The organism is Novosphingopyxis sp., from assembly GCF_965218915.1.
In the GTDB taxonomy this organism is placed as follows: Bacteria; Pseudomonadota; Alphaproteobacteria; order Sphingomonadales; family Sphingomonadaceae; genus Novosphingopyxis.
Genome location: NZ_OZ244708.1, coordinates 2,481,722 through 2,502,084 on the forward strand (window position 1 = coordinate 2,481,722; position 20,363 = coordinate 2,502,084).

Genomic DNA, 20,363 nt, shown 5'->3' on the forward strand with positions numbered 1-20,363 from the left:
ATTCGGTGCCGAGGCCCCGCTTATTCCGCGCGGGCAACCTCTTTCTCGTCCATCAGCGTCTTGAGCTCGCCGTCCTCGTACATCTCCATCATGATATCCGATCCGCCGACGAAATCGCCCTTGACGTAGAGCTGCGGGATGGTCGGCCAGTCCGAATAGCTCTTGATGCCCTGCCGGACCTCCATGTCCTGAAGCACGTCGACGCTGTCGTAATCGACGCCGAGATGATCGAGGATGGCGATGGCGCGGCTGGAAAAACCGCATTGCGGGAACAGCGGCGTGCCTTTCATGAACAGGACCACATCCTTGGCTTTGACCATGCTGTCGATACGGGTGCTTACGTCGTCGGCCATCACTCAGTCTCCTTGGAAATTCGCGGCGGATGCGCTGTGCTCGCCCTCGGGCACCGCGGTAGTCAGCTGCAGCGCGTGCAGCTCCCCGCCCATGCGGCCGCCCAGAGCGGCATAGACCGCCTGGTGCTGCTTGACGCGGCTCATGCCTCGAAAGCTGCTCGCTTCGACATGCGCGGCGTAATGGTCGCCATCGCCCGCCAAATCGTCGATCCGGACGGTGGCGCCCGGAATCGCGTCCTTGATCATGCGTTCGATGTCATCCGCTGCCATAGGCATGTCGGTGATCCTTCAACTGCCTTCGATGAACTGGCGGCGCGCCTCGACGAGTTTTTCGTCCATCGCCTGGCGCACCTCCGCCGCATCGCTTTCGATACCGGCGGAGGTAAGATCGCCGAGCACTTTGCGCAACACGTCGTCGTCGCCCGCTTCCTCGAAATCGGCCTGCACGACTTCGCGCGCATAGCCCTCGGTCTCTTCGGGCGTCAGACCCATTTTCTCCGCCGCCCAGCCGCCGAGCAGCCGGTTGCGGCGGGCCATCACCTTGAACTGCGTCTCCTCGTCGCGCGCAAATTTGTTCTCAAATGCCTTTTCGCGATCCCTGAAATCGGTCATATTATGTTTCCCCAATCATCCAAAACCCGTTCGGGCTGAGCTCGTCGAAGCCCTGTAATTCTGTTGGGCAAGAAAGAACAGTCCTTCGACAAGCTCAGGACGAACGGGTTCTGGCGTAAGGCCTATTCGGATACAGTCACCACCAGCTTGCCCACCGCTTCGCGCGCGCCGATCTTGCGGATCGCCTCGGCGGCGTTCTCGAACGCGTAGCTCTCGGACACGGGCGGCGCGATCTTGCCGGCGTCCCACAGCTCGAACAATTTCTCGACATTGGCACGGTTGCGCTCGGGTTCGCGCGCGGCGAACGCCCCCCAGAACACGCCGCACACGTCGCAGCTCTTCAGCAGCGTCAGGTTGAGCGGCAATTTCGCGATCCCGGCGGGAAAACCGGTAACGAGAAACCGCCCTTCCCAGCCGATCGCGCGCACCGCGGGCTCCGAATAATCGCCGCCCACGATGTCGTAGACGATGTCATAACCGTCTTTGTCACAGGCGTCCTTGAACGCGGTAGCCAGCGCCTTACTGGCATCCTTGTCGAACGGCGCGCGGCCGTAGATCACCACTTCGTCCGCCCCGGCCACCCGCGCCATGTCCGCCTTTTCCTCGCTCGAAACGCCGGCGACCACGCGCGCGCCGAACGCCTTGGCCAGCTCGACGCCCGAAATGCCGACGCCGCCTGCCGCGCCCAGCACCAGCACCTCATCCCCCGCCTCGATATGCCCGCGGTCCTGGAGCGCATGGATCGAGGTGCCGTAGGTCATCAGCAGCGAGGCACCCTCGGCGAAGCGGAATTTCTCGGGCAGCTTGTAGCAATTGGCCGCGCGCCCGATCGCCTGCTCCGCCAACCCGCCGAAACCGGTGCCGGTGATCACCCGGTCGCCCACGGCAAACCCTTCCACAGCCTCGCCGAGCTGCGCGACCGTGCCCGCCACCTCGCTACCCGGCGCGAACGGGCGAGGCGGCTTCATCTGATATTTGTCCTCGATGATCAGCGTATCGGGAAAGTTGATAGAACAGACCTTCACGTCGATCAGAATTTCGCCCTTGCCCGGCTTGGCGTCCGGCAATTCGCCGAATTCCAGTGTTTCGGGTCCGCCGGTTTCGCGCGAAATGAGGGCTTTCATGGTCAATCTCCTGTGATCGGTATGGCTGAGACTGACTTAGCGTGACTGCGCGTGAGCACAAGACGGAGCTTCGCAAACAGAACGTTCAATTCGCGCTATCCACGCCACTCGATAACCCGTACAGCCTTCCCTCGAATGCAAAGCCTGAACCTCCAAGCGGCCCGTAGCGATTCCGCACGCTTGCAGACGGCCATCGGCCTCGCCTGCGCGGTCGGCATTTTCGGCCTGTGGCTGGCGAGCCATATCTATGGCGTGCTCTATTTCCAGCTTGCCGGCTGGAACTGGTTCGCCGCGCCGCCGCTGATCCTCGTGCAGACCTGGGCGTTCGTCGGCCTTTTCATCGTGGCGCATGACGCGATGCACGGCTCGCTCGCGCCCGGCCACCGACAGCTCAGCGATGCCATCGGCAAAGCGCTTCTCCTGCTCTATGCCGGGTTCGGCTGGACGAGATTGCGCGCGGCGCATTTCGAGCATCACAAGCATGCGGGCACCGGCGGCGATCCGGATTTCGACGCGGATCATCCGGATGATTTCGCGCGCTGGTATCTGACCTTTCTGAAGCGCTATTTCGGGCCGCTCAGTCTGATCTATGTCGTCGCCGTCACCTGGGGCTATATTCTGCTTGCGGGGGTCGACCCGGTCAACGTCACCTTGTTCTACGGCGTGCCCGCCATCGCCAGCAGCTTCCAGCTTTTCTATTTCGGCACCTATCGCCCGCACCGGCATGAGGAAGCGGGCTTCAAAGACCGGCACAATGCGCGGTCCCTGCCCTATTCATGGCTTGCATCGCTTTGCAGCTGTTTCCATTTCGGCTATCATCACGAACATCACCTGACCCCCAGCGTACCATGGTGGGGCCTCCCCGCAGAGTATCGCGCAAGGAAGGGCCGCTGAGACAATCGCATGCAATTCATGGCCGACATCATGCCCAAAATCCTGATCGTGCTGGCGGCCGCGATGGCGATGGAGGTCGTCGCCTGGGGCAGCCATAAATATATCATGCACGGCTTCGGCTGGGCGTGGCACCGCGATCATCACGAGCCGCATGACCATGTGCTGGAGCGCAACGACCTGTTCGGCCTGTTCGGTGCGGCGCTATCGATTGCCCTGTTCGCCATCGGCAGCCCGCTCGTCATGGGTGCGAGCGCGTGGGATCCGGGCACCTGGATCGGCCTCGGCGTGCTCGTATACGGGCTGGTCTATACGCTTATCCATGACGGGTTGGTGCATCAGCGCTTCTTCAAATATATACCCAAGCAAGGCTATGCTAAACGGCTGGTCCAAGCACACAAGCTGCATCATGCGACGATCGGCAAGGAAGGCGGGGTGAGCTTCGGCTTCGTGCTCGCGCGCGATCCGGCAAAGCTGAAAGCCGAGCTGACGCGGCAGCGCGACAGCGGCCGGGCAAGGCTGCGCGCGAGCGTTTGAACCATGAGCTCTAATATAAACAACATGCCATTCCGGGATTGATACCGAATCCAGGGTCCGAAGCCGACCGTATTTTCATGACGCCCTGGCTTTGGAATCGAGTTGGAATAACGATTTAGGCATACCAACCCAACCAGCCACGGATCGAAAACAAAGCACGGCCCCAACAAAATTCAACGTTGCGACTTGCGAACGCCACGCAATAGCATAACTGATAATGGTTTCTGCCCATAAAGGTTGTGCCATGAACAAGGTCAAGCTGCGCCGTACGCTCGTCAGCATTCATCTTTATCTCGCCGCATTGCTGGCGCCCGCTTTCCTATTGATGGCCGTCACCGGTGGGTTGTATCTCGCCGACGTACATGGCGAAAGCCGCGAGATCGCGCTACCGGTGATACAAGGCTTCAGGCTCGATGCGGACGATCCTGCGATAGAATCCAAGGTGCGACGCTTCATCGACAATCAAGATCTGAACGTCGCTTTCGACTATCTTCGCACACGTGGCGACACCATCACGACCAGGCCTACCACGCGCGGCCATCTCCGCTTCGAAACCAAGGACGGCGTGACCAGCGCCATCTTGGTGAAGCCCGATCTCCTCACCGCGGCGACCGAATTGCACAAAGGCCATGGCCCTCGGATCATGCGCTATTACGGCATGCTGGTCGGCCTCGCGCTGTTTTTAGTGGTTATCGGCGGTCTTGTCGTCGGCCTGCTAGCGCCTGGCTATCGCAAGCCGACGATTCTCAGCACGATCGCGGGTACCGCCTTGTTCGCGGTATTGATCCTTTACGGTTGATCACGACCCACAGGTCCGATTGATTCCATGCTCGTCGCGGGCTAGTCAGGCGCATTGACCACCTACCCGACGAAACGAGCCGCCAACATGCAAAAAATCTTTCCCGATGCCGCCGCCGCGCTGGACGGCCTGTTGTTCGACGGCATGCACATCTGCGCGGGCGGATTCGGCCTGTGCGGCATTCCCGAACGGCTGATCGACGCGATCCGCGATGCGGGCACCAGGGACCTCACCATCGCCAGCAACAATGCCGGCATCGACAATGAAGGGCTCGGCAAGCTGCTGCGTACGCGGCAGGTGAAGAAGATGATCAGTTCCTATGTCGGCGAGAACAAGGAGTTCGAGCGCCAGTTTCTAGCCGAGGAGTTGGACGTGGAGTTCTGTCCGCAGGGCACACTCGCCGAGCGCTGCCGCGCCGGGGGTGCGGGCATTCCCGGCTTCTATACCAAGACCGGCGTGGGCACCGTGGTGGCCGAGGGCAAGGAAACCAAGGATTTCGATGGCGAGACCTATATCCTCGAGCGCGGCATCTTCGCCGATCTCGCCATCGTCAAGGGCTGGAAGGCGGACAAGGCGGGCAACCTCATGTTCCGCAAGACCGCGCGCAACTTCAACCAGCCAATGGCGACGGCCGGCAAGATTTGCGTGGCCGAGGTGGAAGAAATCGTCGAGGTCGGCGCGCTCGATCCTGACTGCGTGCACTTGCCGGGCATCTATATCAACCGCCTGATCCTGGGCGCGCCCTATGACAAGCGAATCGAGTTCGAGACCGTGCGCGAGCACGAGGAAGCGTGAGGGCCAGGCTTTCCAAACATCGTGGTGCGCTCCTGCGAAAGCCGGAGCGCAAAGCCCGATGGGGGTTCTTGCCGCCCTGGGCTCCCGCTTTCGCAGGAGCACTGTTTTTGGCAGGTTGTCAGACAGTTGCCGACACGCCCGTCACGCGTGCCGCCGCGCCGCCCGGCGCCGCACAAGCGCCCGACACGATGCGCTGGCTCTATGGCTCGGGCGAGGCGGCCGCGCTGTCGATCCAGATCTTCCGCGCGCTCGCCGATTACGCTGAGAGCGCAGCCGCCTCAAATCCGGTAAACAGCGTGATCTTGGCCGAAGGTGCGACACCGGACGCGCCGCGCTTCGTACCCTGCGGCGACAAGCCCAAGGCCGCGCTGTTCGATGTCGACGAGACGCTGCTGCTCAATCTGGGCTATGAATATTGGCAGGCGCGCACGGGCAAATCCTATGACGCGGCGGTCTGGGACGAATGGGAGCACACCGGCCACGGCACGGTCCGCCCCGCCCCCGGGGCCGTCACCGCGCTGCGCCGCCTGCGCGACGCCGGGATCACCGTTCTCTTCAACAGCAATCGCAGCGCCGTCAACGCGGCGGGGACCGAGCGGGCCATCGCCAATGCCGGCCTCGGCCCCGCTATTCACGGCGAGACTCTGTTTTTGAAAGGCGACACGCCGGGCGGATCGGCCAAGGATCCGCGCCGCGCGATCATCGCCAGCCGCTACTGCGTGATCGCGATGGGCGGTGACAATCTCGGCGATTTCTCCGATGCTTTCAACACAAAGACACTGGCAAACGCGCCGCGCCGCAGCCTCGCTGGATCGGGCGCGCCGGCGCAAGATCTGTGGGGCGGTGGCTGGTTCGTGTTGCCCAACCCCGTCTACGGTGCCTCGCTCGCGGGCGGCCTGACCGACATTTTCCCGCCTGATGTCCGCTGGGAGCCAGGTGAAAGCGGTGAATGACCGGATGTCATATGGCGCGTCGCCTATCCGGCGCTCGGCGGCCCCCCTGCTGCTGCTCGTCTCCGCGCCGCTGCTGAACGGCTGCGTCGCCGCGCTCCTTCCGCTGGCGGCGGCCGGCGCGCTCGGCGGCAGTCAGATCGACCAGGAGAAGGTCCGAAAAAACATGATTGCCGGCGGTGCCGTGGAAATCCCGGCCTACCGCGTGCTCCGCGACGAACACGACGAGGGCGGCCGCAACGATGCGCCCGGCACATTCGCGGACCAGCCCGAGCGCATCGCCATGCTCGGCCGCGATGAGAGTTCGATACCGCGCAGGAAAACCGGCCTGGACAGGCGCTTTGCCGGGACTGCCGTTCCGCAATCCCGATCTTCGCCCTTTTACGATTTCACCCAATATGCGATCCGTGAAAATCTCGAAATCATCGCCAGTGGCAAGGGCCGTTCGGCCGTGCTCATGCCCAACGTCGACATCACCGCTCCGGAAACCTTTGGCTGCGGCGGCAAGCCGAACGGCGTGCTGATCGATCTCGACTCCGCCGGACCAAGCGCAACTTCCCCCTTTCGCAATGCGATCGCCACTCTCGCCGATGCCGTCGGCCGGTTGCGCGCTGCCGACATCGCGCTGGTCTGGCTGTCGGACGATCCCGCCGCTCCCGATCGGATCGCCGCCATCATGCATGAAGCCGGCTTCGACGGTCCCGAACCGGGCACCCTGTTGTTGCTTCCGCGCGGCCGCGACGACCGCAAGCAGGAACGCCGCTGGGATGCGGCCCGCAACTATTGTATCCTGGCCATATCCGGAGACCGGCGTTCCGACTTCGACGAACTCTACGATTATCTCCGCAAGCCCGATGGCGCCGCGGCGCTGGCGCCGATGTTCGGCAAGGGCTGGTTTTTGACGCCGCCGCCCATCGCGCAAACAGCGCAAGACGCCTCCACGGACGCAAATGACGATGCCGAATAGGATGTTCGGACGAGGCCCCGGCGAGAGCCGCTGGCTGGTTCTGGGCGGCTTGCTCAGCCTTGCCGCCGCGCTGCTGCATATCGGCTGCATCGTCGGTGGCACGGAGTGGTATCGGTTTTTCGGTGCGCCCGATCCGCTGATCCGCGCCGATCGGCGCGGCGATATGACGCTGGCTTATACGACCACGGTCATAGCGGCGATATTGGCGATCTGGGCGGCCTATGCGTTCGCGGGTGCCGGACGTCTGCGCCGTCTGCCGCTGATGCGGACGGCCCTGGTCATCATCAGCGCCATCTATCTGCTGCGCGGCCTGTCGCTGTTTCCCGTTCTGGCCCTGCACCCGGAACGAGTCGATTCATTCGCGGTCTGGTCGTCGCTGATCGTGCTGGTTTACGGCATCGCCTACGCCGTCGGAACCTGGCAAGCCTGGCCTTATCTTTCCCGAAAGGAACCGGTATGATGCCGCAGGCAGGATGCCCGCATCGGCTGCCGGCTCGACCCTATCGAACAACGTCTTGAACTACAGGAAGTGAAATCATGGCTTGGGACCGCAATGAAATGGCCGCGCGCGCCGCGCAGGAACTGGAAGACGGCTATTACGTCAATCTGGGCATCGGCATCCCCACGCTTGTCGCCAACCACATCCCGGACGACGTGGAAGTGACGTTGCAATCTGAAAACGGCATGCTCGGCATCGGTCCCTTTCCTTATAAAGAAGATGTCGACGCCGATCTCATCAATGCCGGCAAGCAGACGATCAGCGAGCTGCCGCAATCGGTGTTCTTCGGATCGGACCAGAGTTTCGCGATGATCCGCGGCGGGCATATCGACCTTACCGTACTCGGCGCAATGGAAGTGGCCGAAAATGGCGACATCGCCAACTGGATGATCCCCGGCAAGATGATCAAGGGCATGGGCGGCGCGATGGACCTGGTCGCAGGCGTTAAGAAGATCATCGTCGTGATGGACCATAACGCCAAGGACGGCAGCCCGAAATTCATTCCCGAATGCACCCTGCCGCTGACCGGCACCGACGTGGTGGACATGATCGTGACCAATCTCGCCGTGTTCCAGCGGCCGGATCACAAGAGCCCGTTTAAGCTGGTCGAACTGGCACCGGGCGTAACCGCCGATGAAGTCGCCGAAAAGACGACCGCGCATTACCTCCAATGATCGCCGCTGCGCCCAAAGCGATCGAGCTTGCGTAAACCGTGCGTGCCGGACTGCTACGGATGATATTTGCATGACCAGGGCTCGCCAGATCAGCCTGTTCATCGCGGCGGCGGCATTGCTGCTCGTCGCATGGACGTTCTACAAAGCTTTCGCGCAGCCGGACGAAAGCTGGTCCCCGGTCGCCAGCTCGGCGATCGGCAAGCCCCCGCCCCCGCTGCCGACCACGCCCGAGCTCTGGAACGGCCGGATCGACTATCGCCTGATCGACCGGCGGCTGCAGGCGCTCGCCGCGCGGCCCGAAATGGTCGGCGTCGCCGTCGCGATCGTCGAGGACGGCAAGCTGAGCTTCGTGAAGGGCTATGGCGTCACCGATTTCGAAAGCAACGACGCGGTCGAACCGTCGACCGTGTTCCGCTGGGCCTCGCTGTCCAAGGGCGTGGCGGGCATGATGGCTGCGTTGCTGGCGTCCGAGGGCAAACTCTCCTTGAACGACACCGTGGCGCAATGGGGCAGCAGCCTGCGTCTTCCGGGCGGCGGAGAACAGCAGCTGACGGTCGGCCAGCTGCTCTCGCACCAGACCGGGCTTACCAAAAACGCTTATGATGGTAAGCTGGAGGGCGGCGAAAACCCCGCCGGTCTACGCATGGCCCTGTCCGCCGCGCCGCAGCAATGCGCGCCAGGCACCTGTCACAGCTATCAGAATGTCGCGTTCGACGCGGCCAGCGAGATCGAGGGCAAGGCCGGCGGCGAGCTTTACGGCCCGCTGGTCGAGGACCAGCTGTTCAAACCGCTCGGCATGAAAGGCGCAGGCATCGGCATGGACGCGCTGATCAAAGCCAAGAGTTGGGCCAGGCCCCATCGCGGGCATCAGGAGCGGCCATTGTCCGAAGCTTATTTCCGCGTGCCCGCCGCCGCCGGGGTCAGCTCCAGCATCCTCGATTTGGAACGCTGGATGGAGGCGCAGATGGGGCTCTGGCCCAAGGTGCTGAAACCCGCCGTGCTCAACGAGGCGCACAAGGTGTGGATCCCCACCCGCCACGTCTATGCCGGGGCGCTGTCGCAGGCGCTGAAGGACCCGGGCTATGGCCTGGGTTGGCGCAGCTTCAGCTATCGGGACCACCGGCTCTACGGCCATAGCGGCGCGGTCGACGGCTACCGCTCGACCATGGTCTACGATCCCGCGCGCAAGACCGGCGTGGTGATGCTGTGGAACAGCAATTGGGGTCGGCCCTTCGCGTTTCCGCTGGAAGTGCTCGACAGCTATTATGGGTTTCAGCCGACCGACTGGCTGCAAATGCCGATGATCGAGGAGCCGCAGCCGCCGAACGCGCAGCCCGACGAGATCGACGCGGCCGACGTCCAGTCGGGCGATGTGGCGGAAGCGGCCTCGAAACCCAAGGAAAAACGCCGATGAACGCATTTCTCCGCCTGATCGGCACCGCGCTGCTACTCGCCCTCGCCGGCTGCACCGCGCCCGGCCTGCTCAACAGCGTCGACGGTGTCAGCGGCGGCGGCAAGGGCGTCTCGCAGGCGGCCGAGGGCGTGGACTTCGGCACACACAGCCAGAAGCTCGACGTCTGGCGGCCCGACGAGGCGGCCGCATCGGCCAAGGGCCATCCGATGCTGATCTTCTGGTATGGCGGCGGCTGGGCCGAGGGCAAGCGGCAGGATTACGGCTTCGCCGCGCGCGCATTCGCCAGCCAAGGCTTCACCGTGGTGCTGCCCGATTATCGCAAGGTGCCGGACATCCGCTATCCCGCGTTTTTGCAGGACGGGGCGGAGGCGGTCGCGTGGACGCGCGCGCATGCCGCCGAGTTCGGCGGCGACCCGGACCGCATCGCCGTCGCCGGTCACAGCGCGGGTGCCTACATCGCGGTGATGCTCGCGCTCGATCCGCGCTGGAACGCGGCGGCGGGCGTACCGGACGGCACGATCAAGGCGGGCGTCGGCCTCAGCGGCCCCTATGATTTCTATCCCTTCGACAAGAAGCGCTCGATCGATGCCTTCGCCGGCGCGCCGAACCCCGAAGACACCCAGCCGATCAACCATGTGACAAAGGACGCGCCGCCACTGTTTCTCGTTACCTCCACGGACGATACCACCGTGCGGCCGTACAACGCGTTCAATCTCGACAAGAAGCTGCGCGCGGCGGGCGCTGAGGTGGAGCTGAAACAGTATCCCGGCCTGACCCATGAGGAAGTCGCCATGGCGCTCTCCGCCACCTTCCGCGGCAAGGGTCCGGTGCTGGACGACAGCGCGGCGTTTTTGAAGGCGCAGATGCCCGCGCGCTAGAGCATGACTGGCTGCGCGCGAGCATCGCTGTTCCATCGACTGAGCTGGACCTATCCTTTCCAAAAAAAAATCACGTCACCCCGGACTTGATCCGGGGTCCAGCTACCCCGGCGATTGAAAAACAGCTGGATCCCGGATCAAGTCCGGGATGACGAAGTATTGGTGGCGGCGTCACCCCTCGGCGCGAGCCACGGCTGAGACTCTTCCCGTTCTGCACTTGGGGACCCGCGCGCTGTCACGGTTGCGCTTTTTTCACCCATCGCGTAATCGAGAGCATCGCTGCACTGCAGCAATCCCTCTCTGCCCCGCGTGACCCGCGCCAGCTTCCGCTCGCGCCGCGCCCAGCCTTGCGAGCAGCCGATGCCGATTCAGAACAATATCCGCCGCGACTGGCTGAGCAATCCGAAGACCGAGTTCCTCGCCGGGCTGGTGGTCGCGCTGGCGCTGATCCCGGAGGCGATCGGGTTCGCGATCATCGCGGGAGTCGATCCCAGCGTCGGGCTTTACGCCAGCTTCTCGATCGCCGTCATCATCGCCTTCACCGGTGGGCGGCCCGGCATGATCAGCGCCGCCACCGCCGCGGTCGCCGTCCTCGTTGGCCCGCTGGTGCGCGAGCATGGCGTGGAATATCTGTTCGCCGCGACGATATTGATGGGGATATTCCAGGGCATCGCCGCGCTGCTGCGGCTCGATCTGCTCATGCGCTTCGTCTCGCGCTCGGTCATCACCGGCTTCGTCAACGCGCTCGCGATCCTGATCTTCATGGCGCAGCTGCCGCAGCTGACCGGTGTCGGCTGGGAGACCTATGCCATGGTCGCCGCCGGTCTCGCCATCATCTACGGCCTGCCGCGCGTCACCGGCATCGTGCCCGCCCCGCTCGCCGCCATCGTGCTGCTGGCGCTGGTCGCAATTGTCGGCGAGGTCGACGTGTTCAGCGTCGGCGACATGGGCGCGCTGCCAGACAGCATTCCGCTGTTCCATCTGCCGCAGGTGCCGTTCACCCTCGAAACGCTGCGCATCATCGCGCCTTTCTCGCTCGCCATGGCCGCCGTGGGGCTGCTCGAATCCCTGCTCACCGCGGGCATCGTCGACGACATGACCGAGACGCGCAGCGACAAGCGCCGCGAGACGTTGGGTCAGGGCATCGCCAATTTCTGCACCGGCTGGATCGGCGGCATGGGCGGCTGCGCCATGATCGGCCAGTCGGTCATCAACGTCACCTCGGGCGGCTGCCGGCGCCTCTCCACCTTCGTCGCCGGATCGATGCTGCTGTTCCTGATCGTGGTGCTCGGCCCGTGGGTCGCGCAAATCCCGATGCCCGCGCTCGTCGCCGTCATGATCTTCGTCTCGATCAGCACCTTTCGCTGGCAGAGTTTTCTCGAAATCCGCCACCATCCCTGGCAATCGAACATCGTCATGCTCGCCACCGTGTTCACCGTGGTCTGGACGCACGATCTGTCGATCGGCGTGCTCGTCGGCGTGCTGCTCAGCGGCATCTTCTTCGCCGGAAAGGTCCGCGAGCTGGTCCACCTGTCCAGCGAGCGCCACGGCACCACCCGCACCTACACCTTCAGCGGCCAAATCTTCTTCGCCTCGGCCGACCGGCTGGTCGAGGCCGCCTGGTTCAACGAGGACGGCGTCAAGGACGTCACCATGGACGTCAGCGACGCGCATTTCTGGGACATTTCCGCCACCGGCGCGCTCGACAAGATCGTCCTGCGACTACGCGCCGAGGGCAAGCAGGTCGAGGTCATCGGCCTGAACGAAGCCAGCGCCACAATGGTCGAAAAGTTCGGCGAGCATGACAAGCCATTCGAGAGCTATGGGACCGTGGGGCATTGACCATACGCACGAAGCGGCGGTCTTAAGCAGCAAACCGCTCGCGAACGGCTCGTTGTGATAGCACTCAAACCTGATAGCTACTGGTTATGAGTGGCGAAGACGGCAAAAATTTCAGAAATTTCTTCGGGTGTGCTGCGCTGAGCTTGGTCGTGTTTTTGGTATTTGCCATTAGCCAATGCAATAAGGCGACCTCAGTTCACGATCCAAACTTACCACCTGCCGGGGGCGCCGCATTATCATACGCCAACGGTGACACCGTTTATGTGACAGCCACTCATCTCAACGTGCGAGACGAGCCGAACCTACACGGACGAATCATAGATTCTCTGACCTTTGGTTCGAAACTAAGAATTTTGGATCGTTCCGGAGAATGGATAGGTTTTGAGAAACGACATAAACGCAGTTGGGTCTCAGCTAAATATGTTTCTGATAATCAATCTTTAGCTGATCAATCCTCAGCCCTTGGGCTCACTCAAGCTGCCAAAACTCCTACGGAAACTCGGAGCAGGCCAGCCGCATCTCGACGCTCATTTTTCGCCAAAAAGTGCAAGAGAGGAAAACCCTGCGGTAATGCGTGCATTTCTCGCGATCGTGTTTGCCACAAGTAATGCGCATAACTTAAAAATCGCCATTGCGGCGCCATAAAGTCAAAAGGAAACCCCATGATCACCCTCCACCATCTCCGCATCTCCCGTTCCTCGCGGATCATCTGGCTGCTGGAGGAGCTTGGGCTCGAATACGACCTGAAATGCTATGACCGCACGCCCGAATTCCGCGCGCCGCCGGAGCTGAAGGCGGTGCATCCGCTGGGCAAAGCGCCCACGGTCGAGGTTGACGGGCGCGTGATGGTGGAGAGCGGTGCGATCATCGAATATCTGGTCGAGCGCCATGGCGGCGGCAAGCTGGCGGTGCCGGACGATCAGCGCAGCGCCTATCTGGAGTGGCTGCATTTCGCGGAGGGCTCGCTGGCCATGCCGATCATCCTCAACTCGCTCGAGCCGATGTTCGGTGGGTATAATGACCGCCTGAAGGGCTTCGTCGGCGGCGAGGTGACCAAGCAGCTCGGCTATATGGAAGATCACATGACCGGCCGCGACTGGCTGCTGGGCGAGACCTTTACCGGCGCGGACGTCAATATGGGCTATCTGATGGAACATATGCAGGCGGCCAGGCTGCTCGAAACCTGCCCCGCGCTGAAGGCCTATCGCGACCGGCTGGTGGCGCGGCCGGCGTATCAGAAGATGCTGGAGATCGGCGGGCCATTGCGCCCCTGAACCCTTCTCCCTTGGGAGAAGGATACGCAGCCTTGCCGCGAAGCGGTTAGGCGAAGTTGGATGAGGGTGATGAACGAACGCGCATTCCCTCCCCTACTATAACATTCCCTCCCCTACTATAATACGTCATCCCGGGCTTGACCCGGGATCCAGGGCGAGATGGCACCTCGGCTGGGCACTGGATCCCGGATCAAGTCCGGGATGACGGTGGAGTTGGCGTTAGGCGTGTCGCACCGCTTCCCTCCCGCCGCCGATTCTGCCATCCAACTCCGGCAAAGCAAACCGGAGAACGTCATGACCCGCACCGGCGGCCAGATCCTCGTCGATCAGCTCACAATCCAGGGTGCGGACCGCATTTTCACCGTGCCGGGCGAGAGCTTTCTCGCCGTGCTCGACGCGCTGCATGGTGAGGATGCGATCCAGACCATCGTGTGCCGGCAGGAGGGCGGCGCGGCGTTCATGGCGTGCGCGGACGGAACGATGACCGGGCGGCCCGGCATCGCCTTTGCCACGCGCGGGCCGGGCGCGACCAACGCGTCGATCGGCGTGCATGTGGCGATGCAGGACAGCCAGCCGATGATCCTGTTCGTCGGCGATGTCGACCGCGAGATGCGCGGGCGCGAGGGGTTTCAGGAGATCGATTTTCCCGCGATGTTCGCGCCGCTCGCCAAATGGGCCGCGCGGATCGACAGCGCCGCGCGCATCCCCGAATATATCGCGCGCGCCTATGCCGTCGCCACGTCGGGCCGCCCCGGCCCGGTGGTGCTGGCGCTGCCCGAGGACATGCTGCGCGACGAGGTCGAGGCGATCGACCGGCCGCTGGTGATGCCGCCCACGCAGCCCGTCTGCGTCGAAGCCATGGCGACCTTGGTCGAGCTGATCGGCGACGCCACCGATCCGGTCTGCATCATCGGCGGCGCGGGCTGGAACGCCAAGGCGCGGTATTATTTCGCCGAGTGGGCCGAGCGGCTGGGGCTGCCGGTCGCCACCGCCTTTCGCCGTCAGGACGCGATCGACTGGCAGAGCCCGGTCCATGCCGGAAACCTGGGCTATGGCCCCAATCCCAAGCTGGTGGAGCGGGTAAAGGCGGCGGACCTGATCATCGCAGTCGGCGCGCGGCTGGGCGAGGCGACCACGGACGGCTACGGCCTGATCACGCCCGACCATCCGGACCAGATGCTGGTGCATATCCATCCCGATCCGGACGAGCTGAACAGCGTCTACCGCGCTGACCTGCCAATCTGCGCGACCATGGACGAGTTCGCCGAGCAGGCGGCGTTGTGGGAGGACGAGCTCTACAGCTTCGACGCGGGCGCGGCGGCGCATGCCGAGTGGCTGGCGTGGAGCGATCCGCAGCCGAGCGGCGCGGCGCTCGACCTGGGTCTCGGCGTCAAGGCGATGCGCGAAAGCTATCCGGCGGACACGATCATCTGCAACGGCGCGGGCAATTTCTCCGGCTGGTGGCACCGCTACTGGCGCTATGGCGATATGCCGAGCCAGCTCGCCCCCACCGCAGGCGCGATGGGCTACGGCGTCCCCGCCGCCGTTGCCTCGAGCTTGCGCTTTCCCGAACGCACCGTGGTCGCGGTGGCGGGCGACGGCGATTTTCTGATGAACGGGCAGGAGTTGGCGACGGCGGCGCAATATGGCGCGAACCTGCTCGTGATCGTCGTCGACAATGGCGGCTACGGCACCATCCGCATGCATCAGGAGCGCGCATATCCGGGCCGGGTGTCCGGCACGCAGTTGGCGAACCCCGATTTCGCGGCGTTCGGCGTGGCATTCGGCGCACGGGTGTGGACGGCGGAAACGACGGAAGGCTTCATCGAGGCGCTGGAGGCGGCACGCGAAGAGCCGGGATTGCGATTGATCCACGCGCGAACGGAGATGGAGCGGCTATCGGCCGGCGGAGCAACAGTGAGTGGGTTGAGGGCTAAGAAATGACTACCCATGCACCCTTTCACTTACAGTCATTCCGAACTTGGTCCCAAGCATACCGGACTTGATCCGGGACTCAGGCGATATGGAACTGCCGCTGGATCCTGGATTCCGGGTCAAGCCCGGAATGACGATAGTAAGAAATTGGGGAGCAACAGCAGCTCACGCAAAAAAGCCGCCCCTCACGGAGCGGCTCCTTTGCTCGCAATTGGCGTCGATTAGATATCGTCGCCGAGCTTGCCCTTGATTTCGCCCTTCAGCTGCTGGCCCTTGCCTTTGGCCTGCTGGGCATTGCCTTTGGCCTGCATTTCGGCGTCGTCGGTCGCTTTGCCGGTTGCGGTCTTGGCCTTGCCGGCCGCCTCGTTGGCATTGCCTTTGACCTTGTCGGTGAATTCACCCATGAGAACTTCCTTTCAAATTCAGGATCACCAAGCGATCCTATGCAGTTTAGAACGGGCACTCCCTCATTACGTTCCCGTTCCGTGCGATGAACCGTTTGCCGCAACCATGCGGTCAACCTTTTGCCATCGCCAGCATCGCCTGCCATTCGGCCGACCGCACCGGCGCGACCGACAGCCGCGATTGCCGGATGATCGCGAGGTCCGACAGCGCGCCTTGCGCCTTCATCGCCTTCAGCGTAACGGGACAAGCCAGCGGCCGCACCGGCTCCACGCGCACGGCGGGCCATTTGCCGCTCGCATCGGTGGGATCGCCGAACGCCGCCTCGCTCACCCGCATGACACCGACCGCAGCGGGCTGGGCAATCGCGCTGTGATAGAACAGCGCCTTGTCGCCGACCGCCATGGCGCGCAGGTTGTTCGCCGCCTGATGACCCCGAACCCCCTCCCACACGGCCGAGCCGTTCTCGACCAGATCATCCCAGCCATATTCGGCGGGCTCCGATTTCATCAGCCAAAATTGGGGCATGTAATTATCCCTCGGTTTGCTAAAGCGCGGTCATGACTCAGATACCGCTGATCTCGCTCGACGCCAGCGATCCCGACACACTGGGCAGTGCCCTTGGCGAAAGTTTCCGTACTTATGGCTTTGCAATGGTCAAGGATCACGAGCTCGATCCGGATTTGATCGCCAAAGCCTGGGACCTCACCGAACGGCTGTATAGCCAAGAGGATACGGAAAAACGCAGATTCCACGATCCGGATATCAGCGGCGCGCGCGGCTACACCCCGTTCAAGACCGAGATCGCCAAGGGCGCGGCGCATCACGACCTGAAGGAATTCTGGCATGTCGGGCGCGAATTGCCCGAGGGGCACAAGCTGGCCGATTCGATGCCGCCCAATATCTGGCCCGATCGCCCGGAAGGGTTCCAGCCGACGTTCGAGCAGCTGTTCGACGCGATGGACGCGGTCGGCGCGCGCATCCTGTCCTCGATCGCGCGCTATCTCGATCTGCCCGCCGACTGGTTCGATCCCGCGATCGAGGACGGCAACAGCGTGCTGCGCCTGCTCCATTATCCCCCGATCGAGGGCGATCCCGAGGGCGCGATCCGCGCCGGGGCGCATGAGGACATCAACCTGATCACGCTGCTGCTCGGCGCCGAGGAGGCCGGGCTGGAGATATTGGGCAAGGACGGGGAGTGGATCGCGGTCAATCCGCCCGAGGGCGCGCTGGTGGTCAATGTCGGCGACATGCTGCAGCGCCTCACCAACCATGTGCTGCCCTCGACCACGCACCGCGTGCGCAACCCGTCCGGCGCGCGCGCGCATCATCACCGCTATTCGATGCCCTTCTTCCTGCATCTGCGCTCGGACTTCCCGCTTCAGACGCTGCCCGGCTGCATCAGCGCGGAGCGGCCCAACCGCTATCCCGAGCCGATCCTGGCCGACGATTATCTGATGGAGCGGCTGCGCGAGATCGGGCTGGTCAAGGCTTAAAGGCAGCAATCCATTCAATTTCCAACGTCATCCCGGACTTGATCCGGGATCCAGGGCGGAATGGAACTGCCGCTGGGCCCTAGATTCCGGGTCGAGCCCGGAATGACGATTGAATGGACAAGCTCACGGCACCAGCACACTTTCGAGCACATGGACCACGCCGTTGCTCGCCTCGAGATCGGTGGCGGTGACCAGCGACGATCCGCCGCCTTCCTCGGTCACCACCAGCATGTCGGAAGCGCGGGTCGGCACGGTTTCGGCCACGTCGGGATCGCTTGCGGGCGGCGCCTCGGCCATGTTGAGATCGGTGCGCGATATGCTGAGCGGCTTGCCCGCCAGCGTCTGGAATTTCGCCGTGCCCTGCCCTTTGGCGATCGCCTCGGTCAGATCGCGCGCGCTGGCGCGGCCGACCAGCACATGCGCGGCCACGAACCGGACCAGTGCGTTACGCTGCGCCGGATCGAGCAGCGCGGCGCGGCGCTCGACGGTCAATTTGTCGAACGCGCTGTCGGCTGGCGCGAACACGGTGATCGGCGCCTTTCCCGACAGCCGCTGGGCGAGATCCGCCTTGCGCACCAGATCGGCGAAGATCGTGAAATCCGGGTGCTGGCGCATCGTCGCCAGCGCATCGGTGATCCTGATTTCATGCACCACGGGCATGTTGGCGACCTTGCTCTTGGGGGCGGCATCGCCCGCCTCGATCGGATCGCCGCCGCACGACGTCAGCAGCAGCGCGCCGCACAATAGGGCCGGCGCGCGCATCATGCGGGCTTCATATGCACGAAATCGCGCACAAACTGCGTGAGATGCGCGCCGCCGTCGACATAGACGATCTGCCCGGTCACCGCGCGCGCCGCCGCCAGATAGACCGCAGCCTCGGCAATATCGGCGGGCTCCGGCAGCAGGCCGAGCGGCATTTCGCCCGCGATATGAGCCAGCTGCCCATCCTCATAATCGTCGGTCGGCAGCACCAGCCCCGGCGCCACGCCGCACACCCGCGCGCGCGGGCCGAACGATATCGCCAGCGTGCGCACCGACGCGGCCAGCGCCTGCTTGGACAAAGTGTAGCTCAGCTGGTCGCGATTGGGATTGCGCACCCGCTGATCGAGAATGTGGATGATGCACGGCGTCTGCCCATCTGCCGCCGTCTTCACCAGATCGCGCGCGAGCAGCACTGGCGCGAAGAGATTGGTGGCGAACTGGTCCTCCAAATCGTCGGCATCGACATCGGTCCAGTCGTCCTGCGCGAACCGCGACACGCAATTGACCAGCAGGTCCGGCGCGCGCCCGAAATGCCGCGCAACCTCGCCCACCAGCGCCTCGACCTCGCCGGTCACCGACAGATCGCAGTCGAACAAATGCCAGTCGGTGCCTGTCCGCTCCAGCACGGACGCCAGCGCATCCTCGGGCGCGCTGCCGCTGTGGCTTGTGAGCGCGAGGCGGTAGCCATCCTCCGCCAGCCGTGCCGCGATGGCCGCGCCGACGCGCCTGGTGCCGCCGGTGACGATGGCCAGCTTCCCGCTCATGTGCGCGCCCGCTCCAGCGTGATCCCGATCGCCTCGCCCGCCTCGGCAATCGCCAGCTTGACGATCTTGACGCGCACGCGGCGCACCCGCTCGTCGCCCTCCATCACCTGGGCGATGATATGGTCCGCCACCGCCTCGACCAGCGTGAAATGCACGCCCACGGGCAGCCCGGTCGCCGCCTCGCGCAGATCCATGTAGTTTTTGGACGCCGACAGCGGCGCGCCGGGCCCGTAATGCGGCTCGACCGCCAGCTCGGCGGTGATCGAGATGCGCAGCGGCTGCGGCAGATGCGTCTCGCGGCTGTAGATGCCGGTCAGCACGTCCACGTCGAGATCATGGACTTCAAGGGTCAGGCGGTCGGTCAAGCGGTGGGTCTTTCAAATGCTGGTAAGGTAAACGTCATTGCGAACCGAAGGCGAAGCAATCCAGGGCCGATGCAGCGCTATACCCGCCCTGGATGGCTTCGTCGCCCTTTGGGCTCCTCGCAATGACGGATAAAGGCAATATTGCGCATCACCCCTCCCGCGACCATCTTGCGAAAATGGCGGTCGGCAACAAACGCCCCCGCGCCTCCTCGCGCACCGCCAGTTCGCCAATCTCGACCTTGCCAAGCAGATCGCCAAAATGCTCCTCCATCAGCCCGCCGATGGCGAGCGCGGATAGGCGCACCGCGTAGACGGTGAGGAAACAGAAGCGGCTGTTTTCATCGAGCAGCGCGCGGCAGTCGGCGATCAGGCCCGGCAGGCCCTCCTCGAGATGCCAGATCTCGCCGCCCGGCCCGCGGCCATATTTGGGCGGATCGAGGATGATGCCGTCGTAACGCCGCCCGCGCCGTCCCTCGCGGCCCGCGAATTTGGCGGCATCCTCGACGATCCAGCGCACGGGTCGGTCTTCCATGCCCGACAGCGCGGCGTTGCCCCGCGCCGCATTCACCGATTTCTTTGAGGCATCGACATGCACCATGCGCGCGCCCGCCGCGGACAGCGCCAGCGTGCCGACGCCGGTATAGCCGAACAAATTGAGGCATTCCGGGTCCGCCTTGTCCGCGATGGCCGCGCACATCCAGTCCCACACCGGCGCCATGTCCGGGAAATAGCCGAGATGGCGGAACGGCGTGCAATACGCGGCGAAGCTGACCTCTTCCCAGTTCAGCGTCCACTTGCCCTCCGCCTTGCTGCTGCTGTGTTCCCAGCGTCCGCCGCCATCCTCGTCCGCGCCGGGCAGGAATTCGGCGTCGGCCTGCCAGTCGCCGGACGCGGGCGACCACATCGCCTGCGGCTCGGGCCGGATCACGCGCACGTCGCCATAGGCTTCGAGCTTGCGCCCGCCGCCGCTGTCGAGCAGCCGATAGTCGCCGCGCGGCTCGGAAATCATGGTGAGGAAATCGGGCATGCG

General features: G+C 63.8%; 25 protein-coding genes. 15 read left to right on the plus strand and 10 right to left on the minus strand.

Going from position 1 to position 20,363, the window contains the following annotated elements:
• Positions 1–20 precede the first annotated feature (20 nt).
• The 4 genes from grxD to ACOQPC_RS11675 all read right to left on the minus strand — a co-directional run bounded on the left by grxD (position 21) and on the right by ACOQPC_RS11675 (position 2,089).
• Positions 21–353 carry a Grx4 family monothiol glutaredoxin gene (gene grxD / locus ACOQPC_RS11660; protein WP_420605895.1) on the minus strand — a complete coding sequence of 111 codons (333 nt, stop codon included), beginning with the start codon at positions 351–353 and terminating at the stop codon, positions 21–23.
• A 3-nt stretch (positions 354–356) separates the two neighbouring features.
• Complete coding sequence (locus ACOQPC_RS11665) at positions 357–629, minus strand: BolA/IbaG family iron-sulfur metabolism protein (protein WP_420605896.1); 273 nt, start codon at positions 627–629, stop codon at positions 357–359.
• A gap of 12 nt (positions 630–641) precedes the next feature.
• On the minus strand, positions 642–965 hold the full coding sequence (locus ACOQPC_RS11670; protein ID WP_420605897.1) for a DUF1476 domain-containing protein: 324 nt from the start codon (positions 963–965) through the stop codon (positions 642–644).
• A 122-nt stretch (positions 966–1,087) separates the two neighbouring features.
• A complete protein-coding gene (locus ACOQPC_RS11675; RefSeq protein WP_420605898.1) occupies positions 1,088–2,089 on the minus strand; it encodes an NADPH:quinone oxidoreductase family protein in 1,002 nt (333 codons plus the stop codon).
• A 180-nt stretch (positions 2,090–2,269) separates the two neighbouring features.
• Between ACOQPC_RS11675 and ACOQPC_RS11680 the strand changes: the two genes are divergently transcribed.
• From ACOQPC_RS11680 to ACOQPC_RS11745, 14 genes are all read left to right on the plus strand, one after another.
• Positions 2,270–2,983 (plus strand): fatty acid desaturase, encoded by a 714-nt coding sequence (locus tag ACOQPC_RS11680; protein WP_420605899.1) that lies wholly within the window; start codon positions 2,270–2,272, stop codon positions 2,981–2,983.
• A gap of 9 nt (positions 2,984–2,992) precedes the next feature.
• Positions 2,993–3,517, plus strand: a complete 525-nt coding sequence (locus ACOQPC_RS11685) for a sterol desaturase family protein (RefSeq protein ID WP_420605900.1) — start codon at positions 2,993–2,995, stop codon at positions 3,515–3,517.
• 244 nt (positions 3,518–3,761) lie between these two features.
• Positions 3,762–4,316, plus strand: coding sequence for a hypothetical protein (locus ACOQPC_RS11690; RefSeq protein WP_420605901.1), 555 nt, complete (start codon positions 3,762–3,764; stop codon positions 4,314–4,316).
• Positions 4,317–4,403: 87 nt separating this feature from the next.
• Positions 4,404–5,111 carry a CoA transferase subunit A gene (locus tag ACOQPC_RS11695; RefSeq protein WP_420605902.1) on the plus strand — a complete coding sequence of 236 codons (708 nt, stop codon included), beginning with the start codon at positions 4,404–4,406 and terminating at the stop codon, positions 5,109–5,111.
• 107 nt (positions 5,112–5,218) lie between these two features.
• Positions 5,219–6,064 carry a 5'-nucleotidase, lipoprotein e(P4) family gene (locus tag ACOQPC_RS11700; RefSeq protein ID WP_420605903.1) on the plus strand — a complete coding sequence of 282 codons (846 nt, stop codon included), beginning with the start codon at positions 5,219–5,221 and terminating at the stop codon, positions 6,062–6,064.
• Positions 6,048–7,028, plus strand: coding sequence for a hypothetical protein (locus ACOQPC_RS11705; RefSeq protein WP_420605904.1), 981 nt, complete (start codon positions 6,048–6,050; stop codon positions 7,026–7,028). Before ACOQPC_RS11700 ends, ACOQPC_RS11705 begins: the two co-directional genes overlap by 17 nt.
• Entirely contained in the window at positions 7,012–7,488 is a 477-nt protein-coding gene (locus tag ACOQPC_RS11710; RefSeq protein WP_420605905.1) for a hypothetical protein, read from the plus strand. The genes ACOQPC_RS11705 and ACOQPC_RS11710 overlap by 17 nt, the downstream gene beginning before the upstream one ends.
• Positions 7,489–7,565: 77 nt before the next feature.
• The gene (locus ACOQPC_RS11715; protein WP_420605906.1) at positions 7,566–8,201 is read left to right on the plus strand and encodes a 3-oxoacid CoA-transferase subunit B; all 636 of its coding nucleotides are present in this window, start codon (positions 7,566–7,568) and stop codon (positions 8,199–8,201) included.
• 70 nt (positions 8,202–8,271) lie between these two features.
• A complete protein-coding gene (locus ACOQPC_RS11720; RefSeq protein ID WP_420605907.1) occupies positions 8,272–9,615 on the plus strand; it encodes a serine hydrolase domain-containing protein in 1,344 nt (447 codons plus the stop codon).
• Positions 9,612–10,493, plus strand: coding sequence for an alpha/beta hydrolase (locus ACOQPC_RS11725; protein ID WP_420605908.1), 882 nt, complete (start codon positions 9,612–9,614; stop codon positions 10,491–10,493). The genes ACOQPC_RS11720 and ACOQPC_RS11725 overlap by 4 nt, the downstream gene beginning before the upstream one ends.
• 360 nt (positions 10,494–10,853) lie before the next feature.
• A complete protein-coding gene (locus ACOQPC_RS11730) occupies positions 10,854–12,335 on the plus strand; it encodes a SulP family inorganic anion transporter (protein ID WP_420605909.1) in 1,482 nt (493 codons plus the stop codon).
• Between the two features lie 86 nt (positions 12,336–12,421).
• Positions 12,422–12,943 (plus strand): SH3 domain-containing protein, encoded by a 522-nt coding sequence (locus ACOQPC_RS11735; RefSeq protein WP_420605910.1) that lies wholly within the window; start codon positions 12,422–12,424, stop codon positions 12,941–12,943.
• Between the two features lie 54 nt (positions 12,944–12,997).
• Positions 12,998–13,609 (plus strand): glutathione S-transferase family protein, encoded by a 612-nt coding sequence (locus ACOQPC_RS11740; RefSeq protein ID WP_420605911.1) that lies wholly within the window; start codon positions 12,998–13,000, stop codon positions 13,607–13,609.
• Positions 13,610–13,903: 294 nt separating this feature from the next.
• The gene (locus ACOQPC_RS11745; protein ID WP_420605912.1) at positions 13,904–15,553 is read left to right on the plus strand and encodes a thiamine pyrophosphate-binding protein; all 1,650 of its coding nucleotides are present in this window, start codon (positions 13,904–13,906) and stop codon (positions 15,551–15,553) included.
• Between the two features lie 212 nt (positions 15,554–15,765).
• On the opposite strand, the gene ACOQPC_RS11750 is transcribed toward ACOQPC_RS11745, so the two are convergent.
• Together ACOQPC_RS11750 and ACOQPC_RS11755 are read right to left on the minus strand one after the other, a co-directional pair.
• A complete protein-coding gene (locus ACOQPC_RS11750; protein ID WP_420605913.1) occupies positions 15,766–15,948 on the minus strand; it encodes a CsbD family protein in 183 nt (60 codons plus the stop codon).
• A gap of 112 nt (positions 15,949–16,060) precedes the next feature.
• Positions 16,061–16,474: an EVE domain-containing protein gene (locus ACOQPC_RS11755; RefSeq protein WP_420605914.1), complete on the minus strand. Its 414-nt coding sequence runs from the start codon at positions 16,472–16,474 to the stop codon at positions 16,061–16,063.
• A gap of 32 nt (positions 16,475–16,506) precedes the next feature.
• On the opposite strand from ACOQPC_RS11755, the gene ACOQPC_RS11760 reads away from it, so the two are divergent.
• Positions 16,507–17,442 carry an isopenicillin N synthase family dioxygenase gene (locus ACOQPC_RS11760; protein WP_420605915.1) on the plus strand — a complete coding sequence of 312 codons (936 nt, stop codon included), beginning with the start codon at positions 16,507–16,509 and terminating at the stop codon, positions 17,440–17,442.
• A 123-nt stretch (positions 17,443–17,565) separates the two neighbouring features.
• Here ACOQPC_RS11760 and ACOQPC_RS11765 read toward each other — a convergent pair whose 3' ends face one another.
• The 4 genes from ACOQPC_RS11765 to ACOQPC_RS11780 form a co-directional block, all read right to left on the minus strand.
• On the minus strand, positions 17,566–18,207 hold the full coding sequence (locus ACOQPC_RS11765) for a fasciclin domain-containing protein (protein WP_420605916.1): 642 nt from the start codon (positions 18,205–18,207) through the stop codon (positions 17,566–17,568).
• Positions 18,204–18,968 carry an SDR family oxidoreductase gene (locus ACOQPC_RS11770; RefSeq protein ID WP_420605917.1) on the minus strand — a complete coding sequence of 255 codons (765 nt, stop codon included), beginning with the start codon at positions 18,966–18,968 and terminating at the stop codon, positions 18,204–18,206. Before ACOQPC_RS11770 ends, ACOQPC_RS11765 begins: the two co-directional genes overlap by 4 nt.
• The gene (locus ACOQPC_RS11775; RefSeq protein WP_420605918.1) at positions 18,965–19,333 is read right to left on the minus strand and encodes a dihydroneopterin aldolase; all 369 of its coding nucleotides are present in this window, start codon (positions 19,331–19,333) and stop codon (positions 18,965–18,967) included. Before ACOQPC_RS11775 ends, ACOQPC_RS11770 begins: the two co-directional genes overlap by 4 nt.
• 148 nt (positions 19,334–19,481) lie before the next feature.
• Positions 19,482–20,360 (minus strand): class I SAM-dependent methyltransferase, encoded by an 879-nt coding sequence (locus ACOQPC_RS11780; RefSeq protein WP_420605919.1) that lies wholly within the window; start codon positions 20,358–20,360, stop codon positions 19,482–19,484.
• Positions 20,361–20,363: the final 3 nt, after the last annotated feature.

Bases quoted from the DNA above. Each gene is read 5' to 3' on its own strand.
- grxD (WP_420605895.1), bottom strand. From the start codon at position 353: ATGGCCGACGACGTAAGCACCCGTATCGACAGCATGGTCAAAGCCAAG.
- ACOQPC_RS11665 (WP_420605896.1), bottom strand. From the start codon at position 629: ATGCCTATGGCAGCGGATGACATCGAACGCATGATCAAGGACGCGATT.
- ACOQPC_RS11670 (WP_420605897.1), bottom strand. From the start codon at position 965: ATGACCGATTTCAGGGATCGCGAAAAGGCATTTGAGAACAAATTTGCG.
- ACOQPC_RS11675 (WP_420605898.1), bottom strand. From the start codon at position 2,089: ATGAAAGCCCTCATTTCGCGCGAAACCGGCGGACCCGAAACACTGGAA.
- ACOQPC_RS11685 (WP_420605900.1), top strand. From the start codon at position 2,993: ATGCAATTCATGGCCGACATCATGCCCAAAATCCTGATCGTGCTGGCG.
- ACOQPC_RS11690 (WP_420605901.1), top strand. From the start codon at position 3,762: ATGAACAAGGTCAAGCTGCGCCGTACGCTCGTCAGCATTCATCTTTAT.
- ACOQPC_RS11695 (WP_420605902.1), top strand. From the start codon at position 4,404: ATGCAAAAAATCTTTCCCGATGCCGCCGCCGCGCTGGACGGCCTGTTG.
- ACOQPC_RS11710 (WP_420605905.1), top strand. From the start codon at position 7,012: ATGACGATGCCGAATAGGATGTTCGGACGAGGCCCCGGCGAGAGCCGC.
- ACOQPC_RS11715 (WP_420605906.1), top strand. From the start codon at position 7,566: ATGGCTTGGGACCGCAATGAAATGGCCGCGCGCGCCGCGCAGGAACTG.
- ACOQPC_RS11720 (WP_420605907.1), top strand. From the start codon at position 8,272: ATGACCAGGGCTCGCCAGATCAGCCTGTTCATCGCGGCGGCGGCATTG.
- ACOQPC_RS11725 (WP_420605908.1), top strand. From the start codon at position 9,612: ATGAACGCATTTCTCCGCCTGATCGGCACCGCGCTGCTACTCGCCCTC.
- ACOQPC_RS11730 (WP_420605909.1), top strand. From the start codon at position 10,854: ATGCCGATTCAGAACAATATCCGCCGCGACTGGCTGAGCAATCCGAAG.
- ACOQPC_RS11735 (WP_420605910.1), top strand. From the start codon at position 12,422: ATGAGTGGCGAAGACGGCAAAAATTTCAGAAATTTCTTCGGGTGTGCT.
- ACOQPC_RS11740 (WP_420605911.1), top strand. From the start codon at position 12,998: ATGATCACCCTCCACCATCTCCGCATCTCCCGTTCCTCGCGGATCATC.
- ACOQPC_RS11745 (WP_420605912.1), top strand. From the start codon at position 13,904: ATGACCCGCACCGGCGGCCAGATCCTCGTCGATCAGCTCACAATCCAG.
- ACOQPC_RS11750 (WP_420605913.1), bottom strand. From the start codon at position 15,948: ATGGGTGAATTCACCGACAAGGTCAAAGGCAATGCCAACGAGGCGGCC.
- ACOQPC_RS11755 (WP_420605914.1), bottom strand. From the start codon at position 16,474: ATGCCCCAATTTTGGCTGATGAAATCGGAGCCCGCCGAATATGGCTGG.
- ACOQPC_RS11760 (WP_420605915.1), top strand. From the start codon at position 16,507: ATGACTCAGATACCGCTGATCTCGCTCGACGCCAGCGATCCCGACACA.
- ACOQPC_RS11765 (WP_420605916.1), bottom strand. From the start codon at position 18,207: ATGATGCGCGCGCCGGCCCTATTGTGCGGCGCGCTGCTGCTGACGTCG.
- ACOQPC_RS11770 (WP_420605917.1), bottom strand. From the start codon at position 18,968: ATGAGCGGGAAGCTGGCCATCGTCACCGGCGGCACCAGGCGCGTCGGC.
- ACOQPC_RS11780 (WP_420605919.1), bottom strand. From the start codon at position 20,360: ATGCCCGATTTCCTCACCATGATTTCCGAGCCGCGCGGCGACTATCGG.